The organism is Peribacillus simplex (assembly GCF_900156045.1).
Lineage (GTDB): Bacteria > Bacillota > Bacilli > Bacillales > DSM-1321 > Peribacillus > Peribacillus simplex_D.
Genome location: NZ_FTMX01000004.1, coordinates 200,341 through 221,691, shown reverse-complemented (window position 1 = coordinate 221,691; position 21,351 = coordinate 200,341). Strand labels below are relative to the sequence as shown.

20 protein-coding genes are annotated in these 21,351 nt (G+C 37.2%); 4 read left to right on the top strand and 16 right to left on the bottom strand.

What is annotated here, in order from left to right:
- Nucleotides 1–34: 34 nt before the first annotated feature.
- On the bottom strand, nt 35–1,447 hold the full coding sequence (locus BW986_RS15360; RefSeq protein ID WP_076368747.1) for a DHA2 family efflux MFS transporter permease subunit: 1,413 nt from the start codon (nt 1,445–1,447) through the stop codon (nt 35–37).
- A gap of 365 nt (nt 1,448–1,812) precedes the next feature.
- Between BW986_RS15360 and BW986_RS15355 the strand changes: the two genes are divergently transcribed.
- Entirely contained in the window at nt 1,813–1,953 is a 141-nt protein-coding gene (locus tag BW986_RS15355; protein ID WP_081395644.1) for a CPCC family cysteine-rich protein, read from the top strand.
- Nucleotides 1,954–2,302: 349 nt separating this feature from the next.
- Here the strand turns inward: BW986_RS15355 and BW986_RS30745 are convergent, their stop codons facing one another.
- From BW986_RS30745 to BW986_RS15335, 5 genes are all read right to left on the bottom strand, one after another.
- Nucleotides 2,303–2,482, bottom strand: coding sequence for a TM2 domain-containing protein (locus BW986_RS30745; RefSeq protein ID WP_260320865.1), 180 nt, complete (start codon nt 2,480–2,482; stop codon nt 2,303–2,305).
- A complete protein-coding gene (locus tag BW986_RS30740; RefSeq protein ID WP_260320864.1) occupies nt 2,461–2,667 on the bottom strand; it encodes a hypothetical protein in 207 nt (68 codons plus the stop codon). Before BW986_RS30740 ends, BW986_RS30745 begins: the two co-directional genes overlap by 22 nt.
- Nucleotides 2,668–2,699: 32 nt before the next feature.
- The gene (locus tag BW986_RS15345; RefSeq protein WP_076368746.1) at nt 2,700–3,407 is read right to left on the bottom strand and encodes a toxin regulator; all 708 of its coding nucleotides are present in this window, start codon (nt 3,405–3,407) and stop codon (nt 2,700–2,702) included.
- Nucleotides 3,408–4,760: 1,353 nt separating this feature from the next.
- On the bottom strand, nt 4,761–5,039 hold the full coding sequence (locus tag BW986_RS15340) for a hypothetical protein (RefSeq protein ID WP_076368745.1): 279 nt from the start codon (nt 5,037–5,039) through the stop codon (nt 4,761–4,763).
- A 110-nt stretch (nt 5,040–5,149) separates the two neighbouring features.
- On the bottom strand, nt 5,150–5,914 hold the full coding sequence (locus tag BW986_RS15335) for a hypothetical protein (protein ID WP_076368744.1): 765 nt from the start codon (nt 5,912–5,914) through the stop codon (nt 5,150–5,152).
- Between the two features lie 762 nt (nt 5,915–6,676).
- Between BW986_RS15335 and BW986_RS15330 the strand changes: the two genes are divergently transcribed.
- Complete coding sequence (locus tag BW986_RS15330; protein WP_076368743.1) at nt 6,677–7,363, top strand: ArsR/SmtB family transcription factor; 687 nt, start codon at nt 6,677–6,679, stop codon at nt 7,361–7,363.
- 319 nt (nt 7,364–7,682) lie between these two features.
- Here BW986_RS15330 and BW986_RS15320 read toward each other — a convergent pair whose 3' ends face one another.
- From BW986_RS15320 to BW986_RS30735, 4 genes are all read right to left on the bottom strand, one after another.
- Entirely contained in the window at nt 7,683–8,567 is an 885-nt protein-coding gene (locus BW986_RS15320) for a DMT family transporter (protein ID WP_076368741.1), read from the bottom strand.
- Nucleotides 8,568–8,828: 261 nt separating this feature from the next.
- On the bottom strand, nt 8,829–9,215 hold the full coding sequence (gloA2, locus tag BW986_RS15315) for an SMU1112c/YaeR family gloxylase I-like metalloprotein (RefSeq protein ID WP_076368740.1): 387 nt from the start codon (nt 9,213–9,215) through the stop codon (nt 8,829–8,831).
- Between the two features lie 555 nt (nt 9,216–9,770).
- A complete protein-coding gene (locus BW986_RS15305) occupies nt 9,771–9,983 on the bottom strand; it encodes a hypothetical protein (RefSeq protein ID WP_076368738.1) in 213 nt (70 codons plus the stop codon).
- 296 nt (nt 9,984–10,279) lie between these two features.
- Nucleotides 10,280–10,402 carry a hypothetical protein gene (locus tag BW986_RS30735; protein WP_260320863.1) on the bottom strand — a complete coding sequence of 41 codons (123 nt, stop codon included), beginning with the start codon at nt 10,400–10,402 and terminating at the stop codon, nt 10,280–10,282.
- Between the two features lie 1,284 nt (nt 10,403–11,686).
- Here BW986_RS30735 and BW986_RS15295 point away from each other — a divergent pair.
- Nucleotides 11,687–12,157 (top strand): DinB family protein, encoded by a 471-nt coding sequence (locus BW986_RS15295; RefSeq protein WP_076368736.1) that lies wholly within the window; start codon nt 11,687–11,689, stop codon nt 12,155–12,157.
- A gap of 424 nt (nt 12,158–12,581) precedes the next feature.
- On the opposite strand, the gene BW986_RS15290 is transcribed toward BW986_RS15295, so the two are convergent.
- The 3 genes from BW986_RS15290 to BW986_RS15280 form a co-directional block, all read right to left on the bottom strand.
- Complete coding sequence (locus BW986_RS15290) at nt 12,582–13,781, bottom strand: C40 family peptidase (protein WP_076368735.1); 1,200 nt, start codon at nt 13,779–13,781, stop codon at nt 12,582–12,584.
- Nucleotides 13,782–14,307: 526 nt separating this feature from the next.
- Nucleotides 14,308–15,051: an SDR family NAD(P)-dependent oxidoreductase gene (locus BW986_RS15285; protein ID WP_076368734.1), complete on the bottom strand. Its 744-nt coding sequence runs from the start codon at nt 15,049–15,051 to the stop codon at nt 14,308–14,310.
- 51 nt (nt 15,052–15,102) lie between these two features.
- Complete coding sequence (locus BW986_RS15280; protein WP_076368733.1) at nt 15,103–15,855, bottom strand: SDR family NAD(P)-dependent oxidoreductase; 753 nt, start codon at nt 15,853–15,855, stop codon at nt 15,103–15,105.
- 273 nt (nt 15,856–16,128) lie between these two features.
- Here BW986_RS15280 and BW986_RS15275 point away from each other — a divergent pair, with 273 nt between their 5' ends.
- Nucleotides 16,129–17,268 carry a LuxR C-terminal-related transcriptional regulator gene (locus tag BW986_RS15275; protein ID WP_076368732.1) on the top strand — a complete coding sequence of 380 codons (1,140 nt, stop codon included), beginning with the start codon at nt 16,129–16,131 and terminating at the stop codon, nt 17,266–17,268.
- A gap of 154 nt (nt 17,269–17,422) precedes the next feature.
- Here BW986_RS15275 and BW986_RS15270 read toward each other — a convergent pair whose 3' ends face one another.
- Genes BW986_RS15270 through BW986_RS15260 form a run of 3 tightly spaced genes read right to left on the bottom strand, consistent with a single transcriptional unit; the run spans nt 17,423 to nt 21,148 of the window.
- Complete coding sequence (locus BW986_RS15270) at nt 17,423–18,562, bottom strand: Ger(x)C family spore germination protein (protein ID WP_076368731.1); 1,140 nt, start codon at nt 18,560–18,562, stop codon at nt 17,423–17,425.
- Nucleotides 18,562–20,073 (bottom strand): spore germination protein, encoded by a 1,512-nt coding sequence (locus tag BW986_RS15265; protein WP_076368730.1) that lies wholly within the window; start codon nt 20,071–20,073, stop codon nt 18,562–18,564. Before BW986_RS15265 ends, BW986_RS15270 begins: the two co-directional genes overlap by 1 nt.
- Nucleotides 20,045–21,148: an endospore germination permease gene (locus BW986_RS15260; protein WP_179086083.1), complete on the bottom strand. Its 1,104-nt coding sequence runs from the start codon at nt 21,146–21,148 to the stop codon at nt 20,045–20,047. Before BW986_RS15260 ends, BW986_RS15265 begins: the two co-directional genes overlap by 29 nt.
- Nucleotides 21,149–21,351 lie beyond the last annotated feature (203 nt).

The window sequence follows — 21,351 nt, the reverse complement described above, 5'->3', positions numbered from 1 at the left end:
TCTTTTCAAGCTTAAAAAACTCGGATTCAAATCTTTAATTCTTCTTTCCGAACTCTTTTCCTGCTGATTTTTGATCCTTTATTTTAAAAGAAATGAGGAAGCTAATTAACGAAAGTACAGCGATGACAATAAATGAGATTTGCGCGCCATACATATCAGGATGGACTATCTCGGGACGCTGCTGAGCATTTTCGGTAGCTGATGTCATCACAGTAACAAGTATTGCAGTACCTACAGATGCGGCAATCATTTTCATCGTATTATCCATTGCTGCACCATGGGCGATTAACCGTTTAGGCAGCTGGTTTAAGGCTGCCGTTGAAACGGGCATCATAACCATGGCTAATCCGAACATCCGAATACTGTACATTACCATAATAAATGTAAAACTTGTCGAAGGACCAACATCCATAAAAGTAAAAGAGGAAGCGGTTATGAGGAGTAATCCGCCAATAACCAACCACCTGGCCCCAATCCGGTCAAAAATACGTCCGATGAACGGGGACATTAACCCGGTAATAAGTGCTCCAGGGAGTATCGCCAATCCAGCTTCAAACGCCGTAAATCCTCGCATGTTTTGCATAAATAGCGGAATGAGCGTTTCGGCACCTATCAGACCCATAAAGGTAATGGCTCCAATAATAATGGCAATCGGGAATAATGAATATGTGAACACACGGAACTCCAGCATTGGATGCTTCAATCGCAGTTGCCTTTTGATAAACCAAACAAGTGAAATTGTGCCAATGCCTAGGGATATGATGGTACTCTCGTCTGTCCAGCCATAATTACCTGCAGCTGTAAATCCATACAATAATCCACCGAAACCTACGGAAGATAAAACAATCGAAAGTACATCCACTTTTGGCCGTGTAACTTCTGTTACATTTTTTAGAGCGAAGAACGCAACTATGATATCAATAATGGCAATTGGAAGAATGATAAAGAATAACACCCTCCATGAGTAGGTCTCCGTAACCCATCCCGACAAAGCTGGCCCAATAGCCGGCGCGAAGGAAATGACCAGACCGACCAGTCCCATGGCTGCACCCCGTTTATGAACAGGGAAAATCATTAGGAAGACTGTTTGCATTAACGGGAGCATAATTCCGGCTCCGCTCGACTGAATCATCCTTCCTAGCAGCAGCATTCCAAAATTAGGAGCTAGCCCCGCTACCAATGTACCAATAGCAAAGATCCCCATGGCTGAAAGGAAGAGCTGTCTGGTGGTAAAGCGCTCCAGTAAAAACGCGCTCACAGGGATCATGATCCCATTGACCAGCATAAAAACGGTTGTTAGCCACTGTGCACTATTTGCCGTAATATTCATTTCTTCCATTACAGGAGGAATCGCGGTAATCATTAATGTTTGATTCAAGATCGCAATAAATGTACCCGCAAGCAAAAGGGCAACAATCGTTGTCTGTTTACTATTTGTTGAACTCAATTATGGTCCCCCTTTACGATTAGGAAAAAACATACTTTTGTAGATTACACGAATTTACATCAGATATCCAGTTATTTGCTGTTAAAAATAAAAGCAATAAAGTCACCATTAAATAATGAACTGCCCCCCAATTGTTAGACACAACTAACAATTGGAGGGAAGACAAAATTGAGACACTGACATGCCCCAAGTCTTCTATTCTACAGGTATGTAACAGGTGCGTTAGCTTAAGTTCCGATCTGTCTTCAAGGCAGTTTGTTCTTAATCCACTTATCGGGGCAGGATAGTTTAGAAAGAATATTTAATCCGTAAAGAAAGATTTTGATATTAATGAAATTTATAAGAAAAATGAGGGTGGGATTTTAGTGCAACGTGTAAAATGCCCTTGCTGTGGATTTCCGACATTAGACGAGCTTAGGAGTTATGAAATATGTGAACTTCGTAACTGGGAAGATGATGGACAAGACGATCTATATACAGATGAAGTTTGGGGTGGTCTAAATTGAGATTACTCACTTACAGAAGGAAGAAGAAATTTTATTAAACATCTCATTATATATATAGATAAAATATGTGAAAATCATTGGTTACTTTATAACCATACTTACCGAGAATTCCATGATCAATTATTACAATATCTCCAATTTCAGCGTATTTTTTGCTATGTATCATAGTTCAATGTGGTGGATTGGATTTGTTGTATTCTTCGTCATAATAACACGCCCAATCATTAAATGTAATAATCCCTGGTGGGGAAGAGTAATATTGGTTTCTGGCAAAAAAGAGAATATACGGTAATCCACTAGGGTTCAATAGATTATCATACATTCTCATGTAATAGACTATATTCTGTTTTTAAATAGCAGATTCTGCTTCTGTGCGGTTGTTACTTGCTTGTTGTAGCACTTTTACCATAGTAATAGCTTCCATTTCAATCGTATCATTTTTACGGTCAATTGCTTTACCGATAGCAAATCCGTCAAATAGAGACCAAATTCCAAGACCGCCAAAAGTCAGCAACATTCCAATTCCCATACCGGTATCACCAGCATAAAATCTATGACAGCCCCAAACCCTGTGAACCACCAATGAGCATAAGCAATTCCTTTTGATTTTGCCTTGCTATTTACTTCGGATTGTACCATTGCCAATTGTTCTGCAGTCATTCCTTGTTTAGCTAATTCCAAGTTGTTTGTTCGTTTGTAAGTATTCAAAAACATAAGCGTTAGTTCTTAATTAATCAATAGGCAAATTAGCGTTCTACTTTTTCAATAGACATACCTGGAATGGATATATCTCCACCCATTGTAGATTCATAAGTTATCAAACCGGTTGATAATCCCATGACCGTAATTTTGTCATCTTCAAGAATCCTAGAGTCAACGATAGAAGAGTCAAACTCTGCATAAAGGATAGTGTCGTAATCATCACCAACAGCAAATCTTATTTGAGTGGTACCGTCACCTTCCATTACTTGAACAACTGTCCCATGGAATTTTACTTTTTCACCGATATAGTCATCAGGAGTTCTAGCTAATTGGTCATAGGTGATTCCTGTGTCATAGCCTTTCTTTTCTTCCTCTTCTGCTAATCGATCAGCTTCTTCTTGAGCCTTTTCTTCAGCTTCACGCGCTGCTTTTTCCTCAGCTTCTTTCTTAGCCTTGGCAGCTTCTTCTTTTTTCTTTAGTTCAGCTTCTTTTTCTTTACGTTCTTCATCTTTTAACTTGAAGAAAGGTTCCGCTTCTTTCACTTTAGCTTCAAGCTGTTTGTTTTCTTCCTCCCATTGGCTATTTTCTAATGTCAATTCTTCATTCCTATTGTCCAGTTCTGCATTCTTACGAACAGCAGCATCATATTCTTCACCGGAAGGGCCAAACAATGAACCAATAAACAAAGCGATAATGGCAGGGAGAATGTATCTCCAATTTTTTTTGGTGAACCTAAGAATTTTTTCAAACATCGTAACAAACTTCCTTCCCTAGTAAAAAATTGATTTTTTATGATTTATTACCAATAACTAAAGACCCCGATGTGTAACTGTATCTTTCTCAACGGTTTGATCACAACCCGCCATAATTCTCGAGGCTAATGCTGGATTACCTAAAATTTTTCTATATTTCACTCCGTACCCTCCATATTGACTATGTTATATATTTTTACCATTACTATAGTAACGCATTAAAGATGTATTTAATATACTTTTTTTAAAATTTGATTAATTATTTTACATTTTTGTTTCATGTTTCACTCATTCACTTACTTTCGTAATATTTATCTGTTGTCTTAGTAGACATTGTGTTTTAACCTATCTAAAGGAGACTCACATAACATCAAAAATTAAAAATCATATGTTTCCACTTTTGTGATTCAGGTAACCCTATTCAAATTAGGCATAATAATATTCAACTAAAAATCGCAACAAATGACTACAATCAAAATCCTTTTGATTATTCGATTAATCATCCAATACCATCTTTCTTACTAACATTGAAAAAATGGACTGAAATAGTTAATCAATATTACACACAAAAGCTTATAGAGAAGGCAGAATTCGCTGAAGTGGATAAATCAATTTGAATAATGATCGTAAAGTCAAAAGCCTTTTAGTAAGACAGGAATTTGTTGATCAGGAACCCACTCGTGGTTATTTGAAAATTATAAAGTTTTAACTTTTTTATGAATATACCATTAAAATGGTATTATCTAACTGCTACCAAGTGAGAGAAAAGGGGCAAACAAATCAAAAGTTTAGGACGGAATACCAACGAGTCTACTGCGATGCTAGGATGGCTAGGTTACCTCCTCAGGAGGAATAGTTAATTCAGACAAATAACACACTAGAGAAACTTGATAAAGAATGGATTGAGCTCATTCAAATGGCTATAATAATGGAAATGCCATTAGAAGAAATCAGGAGTTTCTTATCAGGGGGTAAAACAGTATTTACATTTGAAAAAGAATGAGTAAAAAACACTAATACTACCGATTTTGCAAATTTTATTATTTATTTTAAATATGGGTGCTTAGTAGAATATTCAGCATAAAAGGCTCTTTCAACGATTTGGGTATCACATGGGAAGAAATCCTTTTACAAGAAAAGTTCTTTCACAATAGGGTACCTTGGAGACAGTAAAGGGGAATTTGATACAAATAAATAAAATGAAAACAACAAAGCAGTGTATCCAATTGGGATGCATGCTTTGTTGTTTGTTCGAGAGACAGATGGCTTTATTTCTCTTAAAGTTATACAGTATTTGATCGATAGCAGGCGGTGTTTTGACTTTACCTGTTTTTAAAAGTCTTTCCAAGTCGCCTAATCATTGTCGTAATAATAGTAAGTAGCTCTAAATTCACCAGAATACCACTCTTTCACAACTATAATATCCTTAAGTCTATTGATACTTGCATTCGTTTCTACTACTTGACGAATCGAACCGTGCTCAACTTTCCAATTGTCGTTCTTTTTGATAGGAAATTTAAGCAGCGGGTATTTCTTGTTCTTTTTGTACAGAAAGGTGGAAATATCTTCTGGATCGGGCATATTTATAAACCCAATAGACAAAACCAATAATAGTGAATATAAACGAGTCATTAACCCCCTTGTGTATGCGATAATCCTAGAATTTCCGGTTAATTTAACTCTTCTATTTAAAAAGTTCAATATTTTCTCTTTTTCCCTCCTGCAAATAAAAAACACCCAATTTAATGGATGCTTGGATTTCTTTTCTTTCGTAATCTTATTTCAAATTTATCACTGAAAAATTCATTTGCATTAAATATAGTACTAATGTCTGAAATATCACCTACGTTCACGATTAATGCTTCATCAACTTCTTGATCTGTGAGGACTATGCGATATTCATATTGATTTTCAAAATATTTATCTTTCCAAAAATAAATATCAGTCCCTTGATTTTTATAGGAGCTCATCCTAGCTGAGGAATTGATGTTATAATCATCATATTTTACCAAGCCCCCTCTGTAAGCATAACCTTTTTCATTGAGGGTTCTAGTAATTCTGTCAATAAATTGCGATGGAGTAACAAAAATCAAGCTATCTCCGAACTCCCTGATCATTTTATCGATTTGTTCATTAGGTAAATCAAATTTGGTATAGAAATACTTTTCATCTTCCTTAACCACTTTTAACATATCGCCGACAATTGCAAACATACAATATAATGGTCTTTTTTCATTTATATTTTTTCTGAAATTCATTTTTTTAGTTCGCCCCGACATGATTAATTCATGAGTATCTTGAGTAAAGAAATTCATTGTTAATTCCGTAAAAACATGTGCTGCTTCAAATTTGTCCCCTACACCTTTTTCCCCTGAAGCACTTTCCATATCAATATACTTTTTGAAATTATTCATATATAAATCTCCGGACAAGAAACTTTCCACAAAAGGTGTGAACTTTATAAATCCAAAAACTTGACCTTTAAATCCAACGTCTGATATTTTCATACTCTTCATTCCCTCCTATTTGACTACTAAATTCGACAAAAAGGGACTATTCACCGGTATTTATTCCAAGACTATTAAGGAACATTTCCTGTTAGTGAGCTTGTAAAAATGTATGCCTAGTTCACAAAGAATATACTTCATTAAAAAACGCTTAACCAATGGATAGACAGTCTTTCTTCTGTTTAACTTCCACAAGCATATTCGTTATGATTTACTGTTGTCTTAACAAATTACGAAGGTCTAAAAGCTCTGAATTCCTCTAATTTTATGAGGTTCACCTTTGAAATACAGCACTCAACTGGTTCGCATCGATTGCGTATGTTTTTACCTTTCGCAAACCGGAAGTATTTGCCTGATGAGAAATAATCGGATTTGATAAGATATATAGAATCCCTATTTTCTCCAGAGAATTTAGCCCTGTAAATTCTAAAATGACCATATCCAGCCTTAAAGAATTTTTTCGGCTGTTTCTTTATCAGGTAATGTACCTGTTAAGTCCTGTACATATTTATAGAAAGCTTTATAAGATATTAAAAAGGAAGTACAAGCAATGAAATAAGAAATAATTACCGCGGAAAATAACCGTTTCTGCTTATTAATAAATATTTAAAGCGGGAATCGTGAATATACAGAATATCACCAGGGCAGCGGTACTGTATAATAGAAAAATAAGTTTACATACTTTTAATGCTATTTACTTTGCGTTCAGCTTATTCAAACTAAAACTCAACTAAAATATCGGTAGAAAGGTTGGTAACTATTTTGAGTATAAATCCAAATATGGTGGAGATAGCCTCCCTTCTTGGGGAAAAGTCACGTGCAACAATTCTTGCAAGTTTACTGGATGGGCGTTTTCATACGGCAGGTGAATTGGCATTGATGGCTGTAATAACACCACAAACCGCCAGCTTTCACCTTTCTAAATTAGTAGAAGGTAACCTTGTTAAAGTTGAAAAGCACGGACGACATCGTTACTATCAGCTAGCAAATGAAGAAATTGCGCAGATTTTAGAATCGTTTCTGGCCATTTCCCCACCTCCTGAAGTTCGGTCGTTAAAACAATCAAGCCAAGTCAAATTGCTTAAGGAAGCCAGGACTTGCTATGATCATTTGGCAGGAAAACTAGGAGTCCAAATAACTGAATCGATGTTGAAAGCCGGATATTTGATAAAAGAAGAGAGAGAGTTTACAGTCACACCCAAAGGAGATCATTTTTTTTCTGAATTCGGCATCGATTTACTTGATTTAAGGAAAAAACGTCGTTCATTTTCGCACTCATGTTTAGACTGGAGTGAACGTCACCATCATCTTGGCGGTGCTTTAGGAAATGGGCTCCTTACACATTTTTTTGATCTAGGCTGGATAGTCCGTGTTCCATCTATTCGCGCAGTAAAAGTAACGTCTAAAGGGAAAGAAGGATTTAAGGAAGTTTTTTGTATAGAGGTATAATTTAATAATCCCTCGTGAAAAAGTAAGGCTGTTTTCGCATACTTTGTTGCTATTTACCAAGTAAAGCGGTGTGGTTGATTTCCCCTCCAGATGCTCGCTTTCCGCGGGGCGGGCGGTGAGCCTCCTCGGCGTAAACGCCTGTGGGGTCTCACCTGTCCCGCTGCTCCCGCAGGAGTCTCGCACTTCCGCTCCAATCAACCTTAAATCGTTTCGTTTTAAAAACAACAATCTTTACGAAAAGAGCCAAAAGTAAAGAGGCTCTCTTCTTTTTCACGAGGGATTTTCTGTCCTTAGCAGCTTAGGACGATCCATGCGATTACTATAAAGCTCTTTTAACAAATTTATTTTCCTTTTGGAAATTGCTATTTACAAGATAGATGCCAATGATAATAAACAGTCCGCCAATAAGGAGTGAAGTGTATATCGGTTCACCTAATAGTGCCCACCCTGATAATACTCCGAAGAAAGGTGCCAAAAATAAAAAGGTACTTGTTTTTCCTGGATCACTCTTTTGTAAAAGGTAATACCAAACAGCGAATTGCACGATCGATGACATGATACTTAACCATAATAAAATGGACAACGAATGACCATTCATTATGAAAAAAGGTTTTTCAAGAATAAAGCTGCCAAGTAAAAGCAGTAAACCGCCAAAAAGCATCTGATAAGCAGATAATACCCATGTATCGGAAATCGCTCCCCATTTTTTCGCCAATAAGGTGGAAATGGCCCAGAAAACAGCAGAAAGAATGCCGAACAGAATACCAACCTTTAATTCAAGTTGAGCCCCCATCGTTATAATTACACCAACTAATCCTAATGAAACTCCAATCCATTGATATAGTTTATAGCGTGTTTGTGAAAAGATGGTACCGAATACAACAACAAGTAACGGGTTCGTGAAAGTAAGAATTGAGGATTCACTTGCCGTAATAGTGCGTAAACTCAGGAAAATGCACCCCATTACTCCGGCTGTTTGAAAAGTGCCGATAATAAGAATTTTAATCCAATCCCCTCTAGAGTTTGGATGCGGTCTTTTTAAAAAGATTACGATTATCGCCATTATGAATCCGGCAAGTGTGAAGCGTAATGCTGCCAATAATAATGGCGATGAATAAGGCAAACCAATTTTAACCACTGCAAAAGAAGAACCCATTAAAAATGTCGTTAAAAGTATCAACAGTGTAAATTTGTAAACATTCATTTTTTTATCTCCTGACATATTTAAATGACCGATCTACCGATATTATAGCTGGTGGTTATTTCAGCCCCCATCGAAATATGAAATACAAGTGGAGATAAATTAGAAGTTTCGACACATTCAGGAATCCTTATCGTATAATTGGCCAACTTCTTTAAATATTCGTATTCAAGAATTGAAATCAACTTCAATTCTTGAAGTTTTGCTCTCCCAGCAAACTTTTGTCTTAAAGCTCTCTCATCAACCTAACTAAGCTTGTAATTCCTACTTTTCATATATTTCAAGAGGCAAATCATCCGGATCACAAAAAAAAGTAAACCTTTTTCCTGTTAACTCATCAACACGGATAGGTTCGACTGGAATGTTTTCTTTTTCTAAATCCTCAATCGCTTGATTAATATCTTCCACTTCAAAAGCAAGATGTCTAAGCCCTCTTGCTTCAGGATAACTAGGTCGATGGGGGCTATCAGGAAATGAGAACAATTCCAGCTGATATTCCCCTCCGACTTTTAGATCCAATTTATATGATTTCCTTTCTGACCGATAAGTTTCCTTCTTGATATCGCACCCTAAAATATTGACATAGAAGTTTTTGGATTTTTCATAATCGGAACAAATTATTGCTACATGATGTATTTTATTTACCTTCATTTGCTTCCTCCCCAAAAGATGTTGGTTAGTTTTAAAATCTAATTTTACCAAAGTTATACATTAATAAAAACTTAGATTTCCGTGCTTCCTTCGGACTTTACTCACGATACTGGTACATGCATTTCCCTTTTTCCGGATATAGGTCTTAACACTCCACCATTTAGATTAATTGCAGCACATTATTGCTAAAGTCGTATAAAAAAATAAGGCTCTTTTCGTAAAGATTGTTGTTTTTAAAACGATACGATTTAAGGTTGATTGGAGCGCAAGTGCGAGACTCCTGCGGGAGCAGCGGGACAGGTGAGACCCCAGAGGCGTTTACGCCGAGGAGGCTCACCGCCCGCCCCGCGGAAAGCGAGCATCTGGAGGGGAAATCAACCACACCACTTTACTTGGTAAATAGCAACAAAGTATGCGAAAACAGCCAAAAATAAAAAGCCCTGTTAGCTGAAATTCAGTAACATCAGGCTTTAAAGATCTACCAGGTAGAGTTTTTGCACGATCTATATACCATTTCGAACAAACTTTTATAAATCCGTATGCATTGATTTCAATCTATTTTACAGCAGGAATTGTTTGTGGATGTTCAGTCATGAAATTTCCCTTACCCGATTTCAAGGTCATAAAAGCGATAAAACAAACGACTCCGAATGAAACCAATAACCAAACAGCTCCATTAAACGATCCATCGAAAGCGTCTATGACTAAACCAATCGTCAAAGGAGCGATGAAGCCAGCTACCTGCATCCCTAAATTGACCACACCCACTGCCGTACCTCCTATTGCTTCCGGTAAATACTTCAGCGGCAGACTAAATATAATAGTGGATAAGACTGCGGAAAATATAGGTATAATGATTTGATAGATGATAACTCCCGTTACCGTTTATGCATGAAACATGAGATAAACGAAAAATGCTAGACCTAAGCCACTAAAGCCCCCTATCCATTTTTCCCGACGAACTTTCACTTTATCCAGTACATAACCGGCGTTAATATAGAATGCCACCGACGCTATTGCCGGGATCATCTTTTTGGGTTCACTTCATTCGGGTATGCTTTTCTTTACCAGTTATCCGTTTTATCTAATAATTGATCAATATCAAATGCATCGAGATGAAATGGAATTGACTCTTCAGCAAGTTCTTCAGTAGCTAAAAGCAATTGGTCAATATCTATTATAGTCAAAAACAATTCGCCTCCCTTTTAATACCTTTACCCTCAAACTTACTTCTAATAGTTGATTCTTTTGAGGTTATCATAACTACATTCGACATTTATCTAAGGGGTAGATCACAGGGATTGACAACACTCTTTGTCTCCAAAAGCTCTCCAGAACTTTACAAAAAAGTAGATTTGTTCAAAGGCCGAACAAATACCAAGCTAAAGATTTAATAGCCTTGTATGGTGGTTAAGCCAAAAAGCAGGCGTTCTTCACCAAAGTTATATAGCTGTCAATCTTTAACTGAGTCTTGATAAGTCTGAAGGATTTCAATGGTTGTACTTATATCGAGCATTCTATTCAGGAGGAAGTACCATTGATTTTTGCTAAAACTATACGGTGGGCACATTCGGGATTTTCACCCTATAGCGAGCGTGAACAACCCCTCACTGGCTGCCGATTCAATAGAAAAAGGGAAATACGTGGTTCGGTACAAACTCTTAAGTCTCATCTAACCGACACAGCGACAGTTACTCATTAAATCCAATATAAAATTGATCTTTGTGCAAAAGCCGATCATATGCAGACCATGCACCGAGCCAGCGTCCATGTGTATTATTCGCTGCTCTCGGAATGTATCAAACCGAGAATCTTACATCTCCAGTTCCAGCCCCTTCATAAGTGGCAAATCGAAATTCCTCACATTCATATCCTTTAGGCCTACTTAGTTTGGAACACACTGCATCTTTCGCCTTTCTATTGGCGTTATACTGCACCAAATCATATTTAGAATACATTCGGGTAAGGGGTGGCCTCCCTTGTATTCCAGGAATCATCAAACTTCCTGGGAACGTTAGAGCGTCCTTATGATGATTTTTTAAAATTCTAGAATTTTGAAGAAATGAATAGCTCCCTATTGGTAAATATTCATACACCATAATAAATTTCTAATAATTCCCATTATACCGAAAATGAAGCTGTATAATTTTACAATTGTATAACAATTATAAATTAGTATTTAAAGTATATATATTGAATTTTCAGTTAATTTCAAAAAACCTTATGGGACTTTTTACTTTTGTAAGAATGCTTATAAAATGGAAGGGTGCAATTGGATTTATTATTTTTATTGAGCCTTACATAAAATAACTCACCCATAAGTTCTATAAGTAAAGCGATTCTTGATCGCTCCCTATTGTGGAAAAAGAACCGGTTGACATAAAACTAATTTCAGGAAGTTTCAACCATATTCTTTTCCGTTTTTTACTGGTATAATATGGATGATTTTGTTAATGAGAGGAGAGAAAAAGATGAATCAACTTGTATTTAAGCAATTTGAGATGACAAGAGAATACTTCATCAAGAATGCAGAGTCCATTCCTAAGGAACAAACCGATAAGCAGCCAGAAGGTTTTAATAACACAATTCATTGGCATACTGGTCACGTTTTGACAATTACAGAACAAACGATGTTTGGTTTCCCGCATGTAACAACACATCTTCCCACGAATTATATAGAATTGTTTGGGAATGGAACAAAACCAGCTGATTGGACAGGGAATATACCTGCTATGGATGAGCTGGTTGTACAGTTGAAAGATCAATTAACTCGTTTAAAGCAAATTCCTCCTGAACAGCTAGATCGAGATTTGGATACACCATTCCTCGGTTGTAAGACTGTTATAGAACTTGCAGGTTTAACATTAATGCATGAAGCGACTCATATGGGGCAAATTCAGGCAATGAAGCGTATGATTGAACATGTAAGTCTTAAAAACTAATTTAACAAAGTGTTAAATTAAGATGAAAAAACCAGTCTAATAAAGCTGGTTTTTTCTTTTGATATATTTTATACATCATTAGTATCCATAACATTCTCTATTTTCATTTACTCCACAAACTATTGAACACCCTTATACCCATTTTTATTGAGCTATTCTGCCCCGTTAGAATCCTGTAGAGCATTATTTATCGGGTTTAAAAAAACAGAGCCCCTCAGAATGGTGAGAGTATACATAAACCAAAACTCATCTAGATAATTATTACTTCAATTAACCTGTCATAAAGTGAAAACTTTTAAAAACGCTCTCATCATAAACGTTCGTTAATGGTGCCTCCTTCTTCAACTAAAGGAGAAGATCAAACACAAATCCCGTATTCAATAAGACTAGAAAATTCAAATAGTCTAACTCTCTCGTGGCTATCTTAGTCCATATTGACTTGGACTTGCCCAAAACTTTCGAACTTCTGAGTAAAATAACTTGAAGTAAGATCAGATATATGAACTCCAGTATTCCTTGTTGTATGAATAAAGCGACCATCCCCTAGATAAATACCGACGTGGGTTATCTCTTGACTTAAGTCTGTATCTCTGAAAAATACTAAGTCCCCTGCCTTTGGATCGCTGAGTTTAGGCAGCGAGGAATAGTAGTCCGCTGCCGAACCACGTTTAAGGGAAATGCCCTGCTCCTTCATGGCCCAATAGATAAAACCGCTGCAATCCATTCCAATCATCGGATCATATTCTCCGAAAACATAGGTAAATCCACGTAGAGTATAGGCATACTTTATGACATCATAAGCTTTATCATAGGAAGCCTCTTGATTTGTATAAAATGGATACAAGGGATTGCTGTATATTTGAAGATACTGTCCCTGCATCAAGCTATCATTTGGTAATGCGTTACGCTTTTTGATTGTATCCACCGATACACCGTAATTATCCGAGATACTTTTAAGTGTTTCATTATTTTGAACGACATGCTCTCCTTTTGGTGTATACGTTTTATACTCGACTTGGTATTGTGCAAAATATTTTTCTGTGGTAGATCTCACCTGAACTGTCTCTGCTCCGTATCCAGAATTAATGAACTGATTTCCCCCCAGATAGATCCCAGCGGTCACGGCTGTTGAACTTCCCTTTTCCAGAAAAAATATAATATCTCCAGCCTTAGGCGTATTTGTATCCATTCCTTGCTTATAATAGCCTTCAACTGACAAACGGTCGATTGACACCTTTTGTCGGGAGAGTACCCAATGAATCAATCCGCTAGAATCAAACCCTTTGATAGGTGTCTCTTCTCCAGCCGTTTTTTTAAATCCTGTAAAAGATTTCGCATAATTCCCAATTTGTTTCCCTCTCTCTGACCACTGATAGTTCGAAGGAGTATAAGCAGTCTGAATGGTTAACTTCTGGCCAATATATAACTTACCATCCGGTAAACCATTCATATTCATTAATTGCTTTGTCGATATATCATAGATCGCTGCAATCGATTCTACCGTTTCTTGAGAGGATACAGTATGCACTCGATCTGCCGCTTCAACTTTTAAGCCAGATAAAAATGAAAAACTAACCATGCCTAGTAATAAAAGCAATATACTACCTAATATTCTTTTCGCCATTTAACCCTTCCTTTATCAACAGATTTCGTTCCTTCCTAAGGAAATTATGTAATAAAATATCAACTTTATAACTTTAACATAAAAATACTATTAATTGGATTTACTTCCACTTTTGTTATTGAACTAAATATAATCTATATAAAAAGGAAGGAAATGAAATGGTGTATATACCTACTGGGAGATACCCGGACATATATAAAAGTTATAGTGAGCTATTAAGCGATCTAGATCGTAATCGAATTATCCGTTTGGCCTTATTTATTGCCGCACACTCAAAAAGAGTTTAAAAGTATCCTCGATAGACATAAAATTACTGAATCACCTCTCCCCTGCAACTGCTTGTATCGTTTCATCTTCCAAGGAAATGTTTTTAGCATTCCGGGGATTTATTCATCATATGCAAAAAAAAAGAGCCCTCCAGTATGTTTGGTGTATACGGACACCTATCATACTGGAGGACTCTATATTCCATGTTAATATCGCAGCAAACGAATTTGACTGTTTGAGAGAACCAGACGTGCCCTTATTATACTGCCGTATAACCGCCGTCTACAATAAGGCTTGTGCCTGTAACAAATGATGCATCGTCACTTGCAAGGAAGAGAACGGCTTTCGCCACTTCTTCCGCTCTACCTAAACGGCCGATTGGATGTAAATCGATCAAACCTTGTCTGATCTCACCTTGTGCTTCCGCAATAAGTGGTGTATCAATATATCCTGGGCAAACTGCATTTACACGAATTCCATCTTTGGCATAAGTCGAACCTAACGTTTGTGTTAATAGTTTGACACCGCCTTTCGCAGCAGAATAGGCTGTTACCCCTGGTTTCCCTGCATGGCTATGGATGGAGCCTGTATTGACAATGGCGCCGCCTGTAGATTGTTTTTGCATTTGCTCTATCGCATATTTATCGGATAGGAAGACACCGGATAAATTAATATCAATTGTTTTTTGCCATTGTTCATAGCTTAACTCATGGATGTTTCCGTCTCTTGCAATCCCAGCGTTTGCGAACATGATATCCAGTTTTCCATACTTATTAACCGTTTCTTCAATCATATTCTTTACGTCATTTTCATTTGTCACGTCCGTTTTAACAAAAAGAGTATCATACCCTTTTCCATTTAACTCTTCTGACACAGCTTGTCCATGATCAGCAAAATCGGCAATGACCACCTTTGCTCCTTCTTCTGCAAATAATTGAGCTGTACTTGCTCCAATCCCGCTTGCTCCCCCAGTTACGATTGCCACTTTATTTTCCAATCTCATAATTAAACACTCCTTAGTTTTTTAGTTTCCAATATCCGTTAGAATGGGATTTTAGCGAGCAGTCGCTCCGCCATCTATTACAAATTCAGTACCCGTAGTATAGGAAGATTCATCAGAGGCAATGAAAAGCACTGTATTCGCAACATTATTGACGCTGCCCAGATGTCCCAACGGGAATTCTTTACCCAATTCATCTTTTGAACTGCCCGTTTGTTCAGATGCATAGTCCGCCATCCCGGTATCGATATATCCTGGATGAATCGAGTTTACACGGACCCCTTTTGAAGCATACTCGATAGCAGCATCTTTAGTCATTGTCCGGACCGCTCCCTTGCTTGCACCGTATAAAACATGACCAGGGGCGCCAATCAAGCCTGCTATAGAAGAAGCGTTTATGACTGAACCTTTATTTTGTTTCGCCATCAGTGGCATAATATGCTTCATTCCCAAGAATACGCCGGTCACGTTAATCGACATGAGACGATTCCACTCCTCCAGTTCAATCTCCGCAACCGGTTTAATGATATAAATACCCGCGTTGTTGAACAGAACATCCACCTTATCAAAAGTATCGATCGTTTCCTTTGCAACCTTTTTCCACTCTTCTTCATTGCTGACATCATGACGAATGAATAGTGCCTCTCCGCCGATGGCCTGAATGTCATTCACAGCTTGATCACCGGATTGTTGGTTTATGTCAGTGATGACGATTTTTGCTCCCTCCCTAGCAAATAGCAAAGCTGTTTCTTTCCCGATTCCTGTACCCCCGCCAGTGATGATTACCACTTTGTTTTCAAGTCTCATGATTTCACCAGATCTCCTTTACTTATTTTCTGCTAATGAAATCCTCATCCTTAGAGGTTCTCACTAGACAAGTATTCCTTTACAAGTAAATGAAGCTGACTTTAACAATTGTCCACCCCATTAAATGGAATGCCGCTAAAAAAGCTTCATTGTCTGTCTATGCCTTTATTTTACTCCTCGCATTTTGAAATACTATCCTATAATATGCTGTATAATAATAGGGTTAGTATCCCCCTTATATAGGGGTATTTCGTTTAAGGAGAAGAGACCCGTATGACCCAGCCCTCTCATACTTATGAAGAGATATCGTTTCAGCAATTCATATTATTCATCAAAAGCCATAACAAACAAATTGAAGAAAATATCAATATTTATTTGAATCTAGAGCCTCTTATATTAGAAAATGAACGTAAGGTGATACAAACATTACTCGAATCATTTCTACTATTTTTATCTGCCCCAAAAATCGAAGACATAAATGAAACATACGATAAGCATCTGGAAACTTGGCTTCAATCACAATTACCCATTTTAAATGTGAACCATTTCAGCATATTCCGATTAATCTTTGAAAAGTCCATCGTTACCTTAATGGCCAGCCTGAAACATGCCCATACCATTTCCATTCTAATGTTCTTATTATCCATTTTCACTCATCTCATCCATAGCTATAACAAATGGATGGATGTCGAACCGATACAACTTTCAAAAGCCCACGAAGAAAATGCTGAACTGAAAAGGCTGCAGCTATTAGACCAGTTAGATGAGCTACTAATTAACTCATCAGGAATTAGGGATTTTGCTCATATCCTAAAAAAATGTGAAGAGTTCTTCCACTATAAAAGGTGTGTTTTTTATGCTTATATTCCTTGGTCCAATCAATTTTATGGCACCATTGGATTGGAGCTTCCTAAGGTTCAAAGCATGAGAGGACAACTCAGCTTGAAGCAATCCTTTGTTTTCAATTCAAAAAAGCCTGTATTCTTAAAGGACCCCAATCACTATATTAAAAAGGAACATATAACCTTGTTTAATCTTTCATCTGTCATATTTGTGCCGATTGTTCATGACCAGCAAGTTTTCGGCTGGCTGACCTTTGATCAATTAGGAGAGGAATTCGATTATTCAAAAGATGAATTAACTTTACTTGAACAGGTCGGAAAAAGGTTAGGCTTATATTTATCAAGAAAGGATGAGGAGGTATACATTGATACAGATCTACAATTGACGGAACGGGAATCCATGATTTTAAATTTGCTGGCGGAGGGGTTTAACAATAAAAAGATGGCCGAATTATTGCAATTAAGCGAGCATACTATAAGGGATTATATAAGCAGTTTAATGACAAAGTTTAAAGCCAAGAACCGTACCCAAGTCGTAGTCTATGGATTTCGTTTAGGTCTATTAAAGTAAAATCTGGTTCCTTCTATCGTTATGTAGGTCAAAATAAATCCTTACATTGTAGTTGTTGGATATATCATTTACAGTAGCTGCCATATCATAATCATTGGTAACGACTTTGAAGAAAGATTCTGTCATGGCAGCCTACGATCCATTTCTAAAAGTATCAATTCATGTACTCATATTTATAATCGCCTGTTTTTTTAATAGCAATATCCACCTGAATATTACGAATGGATTCTTCATTAAGGCTAAAATCCTTTTTAGAAACTTCTTTCCATTTCTTAAAATCCTTTCTGTAGATAACTCCTTCTAAATTATAGATGTCTATATTTTTTTCAAGAGCATATTTGTAAGTATCCCTAATTTCTTTCTCTAATGCCCTCTGTATTTTTTCTTTAAGGCGGGGTAAGGAGATGTTTTCTTCCATATCCATTACGGCACCTTCTACTTCAATTGAAATATCGAATTCGACTTCATCATTTACATGGATTGGCTTTATATTGAATTTTGGCCTCATTAGAGATAATTGAACATTGTTGTTTTTGTTGATTTTTATTCCAATTGGGGACCTTACCGTTGATTTTGTCAACCATCTTATCCCACCAAGATGTTTATTCGCTATCTCTCCCTTTAGTTGATTATTTTCAATAAAATAGGCCCCTGATAGTTTTACGGTGTTCTGTGATTTTCCTTTTGCTTTCCACACCTCATTTTTTAACGATATCTTCGGTAGTTTTATTGTCATTCCTGTTTCATAATTTTGCGTATAAAATCTTTGGATCCTGATGGGTTCGACAAAGGATCTTAATTTATAAATATCCTTCGGATTGAAAATGCTTGTTTGCACCGAAGAGCCGAATAGACTATTGACATAGAGGATCTTTTCCAAGGAATCATCGGTTCCATACAGCCAAGTTGTTTCCCTGATTTGCTGAAATCTTAAAATGGGATCGTTTACGTTGACCAATCCATGTTTTAGTAAGCTTTCAGAGAAAATGATCAATTTAACATGAGCCCAATAAATATACTGGTTTGACCTTTTATAAATGTCATTCATGGCCTCGTTCATTGTTTTCCCTCGCCCTTTGGCAACCCAAACAGGTGTTGGTTTTGGTTCCAAGCCTTCTTGTTTAGCCACACCGGCAAAAGACGTCACCTGTACATAAATGACATACTGACCATTCTGATAATCTATTCCCATTGCACTTATATATTGAATATCTTGAATATCCTTGGTATCCCAGCAGCCACTTAAAAGAGCAAGACTCGTTACAAATAGTATAATTCTAAGGATCATTGTCATTAGCGATTTCCTTTTGTTTTGTCCTTAGTTTTCAGCATTTCGGCTCGTTTCTTCCTAAAGAGATATGGCTTCACAAAGACACCGCCCCCTAGTAGATCTTTCAAGGATATTGGTGAAATAGGAGCTAAGTAGGGTAAACCATAAATCTGCAGCCTTGATAAATAAAGGACAATAGAGAATACACCGAGAAAGAATCCGAATAAACCTAAAACAGAAGAGAGAAATAATACAAAAAACCTGGCCATGCTTACAATTCCACCTAAAGATTGATTGATTAATGTATAGGTGGCTACCGCAGTAGTACCAGCCACCACCAACATCGTCGGGGATGTAATCCCGCCTCTAATTGCCGCATCACCTATGATTAATCCACCCACAACAGCCAGTGATTGACCGATTGCTTTTGGGAGTGTGATCCCTGCCTCCCGAAACAACTCAAATAAACCCAAAATCAAGAAAGCCTCTTGTTGAGGTGATATAGGCAACCCAAATCTAGATACGGTTATCGTCGCCAAAAATGAGAAGGGGAGCTGGTCTAATTGAAATGATATTAGTGCTATATAAAAACCTGGCAGAAATATTGATACCACCAGTCCGACAATGCGAAAGAAATATTCGAAATTTGTATAGTATGATGGAGTATGACGATCTTCCGCGGCTTTTAACAAAAGTGTTATATTACCTGGCCCAATTAAGGCAGTTGGTGACCCATCCACTAAAATGACAAAGCGCCCATTATTTAAACTGGCTACAGCATAATCCGGCCTCCCTGTATAATCAAAAAACGGGATCAGTTTGAACTTACTGCCTGATAAAAATTCTTCAAGTTCAGTAGTTCCCAACAAGATATCTGTGTTTATTGAGGAGATTTCCCTTTTTACTTTTTCAATGGTTTCTGGATTTACAACATCCTTCACATATAATAAATTGATTTTTGTCTTGCTCCTTTTCCCAATCGTAAATTCTTGATTTTCGAGTGATGCAGTTTTATATCTCTTCCTGATCAATCCTAAATTAACAGAGATATCTTCAATAAATCCATCACGTGGACCTCGGATGGAAATTTCACTACTTGTTTCCTCGGGGCTTCGATTCGGAATGCTTGGTAGGGAAAACATGAATAATAATTCCAATTCTTCAAATAGCATCAGGACCATCCCGGAAAATACGTTCTCCTCCACATCTTCTTTTAAAGTGGAGGAAGAGAAAACCCTACTGACTTTAAGTTCGTCTTGCGGATCCTCTATAACATCTTCTTCCTTCAGTTTAGAATTTATCAATACACTACCTTCAAGCCGTGCTACTGATTCCCACAATTTTTTGACATCGACCAACACCTCTGAATAAATCAAAGTGCAAATAAGGGGCGAATCTGTTTTCCCTTCAGATGTAATGGTATGCTTTTTGAATTTTACATCCGAGCTCATTCCGAATACTTCATTGAAATACTCCGTTTTTAGTTGGATCTCCGAAGAACTCCCCTTATTTGCCTTGTTCAATAGAGGCTCCATTCTTTTTCACCCTTTCTTTCAAAAAAATGACCATGTTAATGAAAAAGGTTATAACCAAAATGCTAATCACACTCACTTTAAAATAATATCGTTCCGTAAAATCCCTGTACGCTGGAATGTCGATTGGTATACAAAGCGCAATGATTAAGGAGACAGATATAGCAAGCAATACAATATTTTTTATTTTCCTTGATTTAATCTGAAACAGTTCCCCCATGAGGAATATCGATAAAGAGACACGGATAAATGCACCTGAAAGCCATTGGTATATTGATAAAAAATCCAGCCGGTTCAAATACTTCCCCATGGTTAGTAACCGCCATTGAGCGTATGCAGGATTGCTGATTTTAGCAGCCTGCACCGGACCAAACTCTGTAATGGAGCCTATTATGGGTCCCATACTGATAAACAAAAGAAATAAACTTAAAAAAAGTAAACTCCTGAACTTTATTTCTGTCTTTACAAACTGTTGAATCAAAACGAGTAGAAATATCTCTGTAAAACCTCCACCTAGAATTACGACCCCGTCCCAAACAGGTGTAATCCCATTTTCAAAAATGGGGAAAAGCAAGGAGTAATCCTTATACTGTATATTAGCCGTCATTATCATAAATCCAAGTGCCACAACAAGGGGCAAAACCAATCCCCCGGCAATGGCTATCGTTTTGATTCCAGCCTCGGCGGCAATAAAACATAGGATGATGAAAGGTATAAATAATATATATTCTGGCGTTTGAATCATATAAGTACTGTTTACCCAGGAAAATGTGCTAAATAAAGTGACAAACAAGTTTAAAAAAATATAGAAGAAAAGAAGGATTTTTATGGACCAGGCGGCGAGCGGGTGACTGTGAGTATGAAGCCAGCCAATGATATGCTGTTGTTTTGTTTTATTTATGATCCAATAAACCATGGGAAGCCATAATAGAAAAAGCATCCCGGTGACTAAAGTACTGATCCATGAATCTCTTCCGGATGCCCCAAGCAGAGAAGGCAAAACGATAACATGGTTCATCAACCCAATAGATAGAATCAGCACCAGTGTCGCTTGAAAAGTAGATATATTTTTTATCATGTGACACATCCCCTCTCTTTTAATATGAGGAGGCATTTTTGTTTTTATTCATACGGTGCATCATTTCTTTAAGGGACAGATAGGTATCTGAACGTCCCCTCCGTCAATAAGCTCCGCTGAATCAAACTCCCATTTATCACAGGCTTGGCGATAAGTAGTTTAGAGACATTTTTTGTCTACAAATCACGCCAAACAGGCACCAG

Bases quoted from the DNA above. Each gene is read 5' to 3' on its own strand.
- BW986_RS30745 (WP_260320865.1), bottom strand. From the start codon at position 2,482: ATGGGAATTGGAATGTTGCTGACTTTTGGCGGTCTTGGAATTTGGTCT.
- BW986_RS30740 (WP_260320864.1), bottom strand. From the start codon at position 2,667: ATGTTTTTGAATACTTACAAACGAACAAACAACTTGGAATTAGCTAAA.
- BW986_RS15345 (WP_076368746.1), bottom strand. From the start codon at position 3,407: ATGTTTGAAAAAATTCTTAGGTTCACCAAAAAAAATTGGAGATACATT.
- BW986_RS15340 (WP_076368745.1), bottom strand. From the start codon at position 5,039: ATGACTCGTTTATATTCACTATTATTGGTTTTGTCTATTGGGTTTATA.
- BW986_RS15335 (WP_076368744.1), bottom strand. From the start codon at position 5,914: ATGAAAATATCAGACGTTGGATTTAAAGGTCAAGTTTTTGGATTTATA.
- BW986_RS15320 (WP_076368741.1), bottom strand. From the start codon at position 8,567: ATGAATGTTTACAAATTTACACTGTTGATACTTTTAACGACATTTTTA.
- gloA2 (WP_076368740.1), bottom strand. From the start codon at position 9,215: ATGAAGGTAAATAAAATACATCATGTAGCAATAATTTGTTCCGATTAT.
- BW986_RS15295 (WP_076368736.1), top strand. From the start codon at position 11,687: ATGAATCAACTTGTATTTAAGCAATTTGAGATGACAAGAGAATACTTC.
- BW986_RS15290 (WP_076368735.1), bottom strand. From the start codon at position 13,781: ATGGCGAAAAGAATATTAGGTAGTATATTGCTTTTATTACTAGGCATG.
- BW986_RS15285 (WP_076368734.1), bottom strand. From the start codon at position 15,051: ATGAGATTGGAAAATAAAGTGGCAATCGTAACTGGGGGAGCAAGCGGG.
- BW986_RS15280 (WP_076368733.1), bottom strand. From the start codon at position 15,855: ATGAGACTTGAAAACAAAGTGGTAATCATCACTGGCGGGGGTACAGGA.
- BW986_RS15275 (WP_076368732.1), top strand. From the start codon at position 16,129: ATGACCCAGCCCTCTCATACTTATGAAGAGATATCGTTTCAGCAATTC.
- BW986_RS15270 (WP_076368731.1), bottom strand. From the start codon at position 18,562: ATGACAATGATCCTTAGAATTATACTATTTGTAACGAGTCTTGCTCTT.
- BW986_RS15265 (WP_076368730.1), bottom strand. From the start codon at position 20,073: ATGGAGCCTCTATTGAACAAGGCAAATAAGGGGAGTTCTTCGGAGATC.
- BW986_RS15260 (WP_179086083.1), bottom strand. From the start codon at position 21,148: ATGATAAAAAATATATCTACTTTTCAAGCGACACTGGTGCTGATTCTA.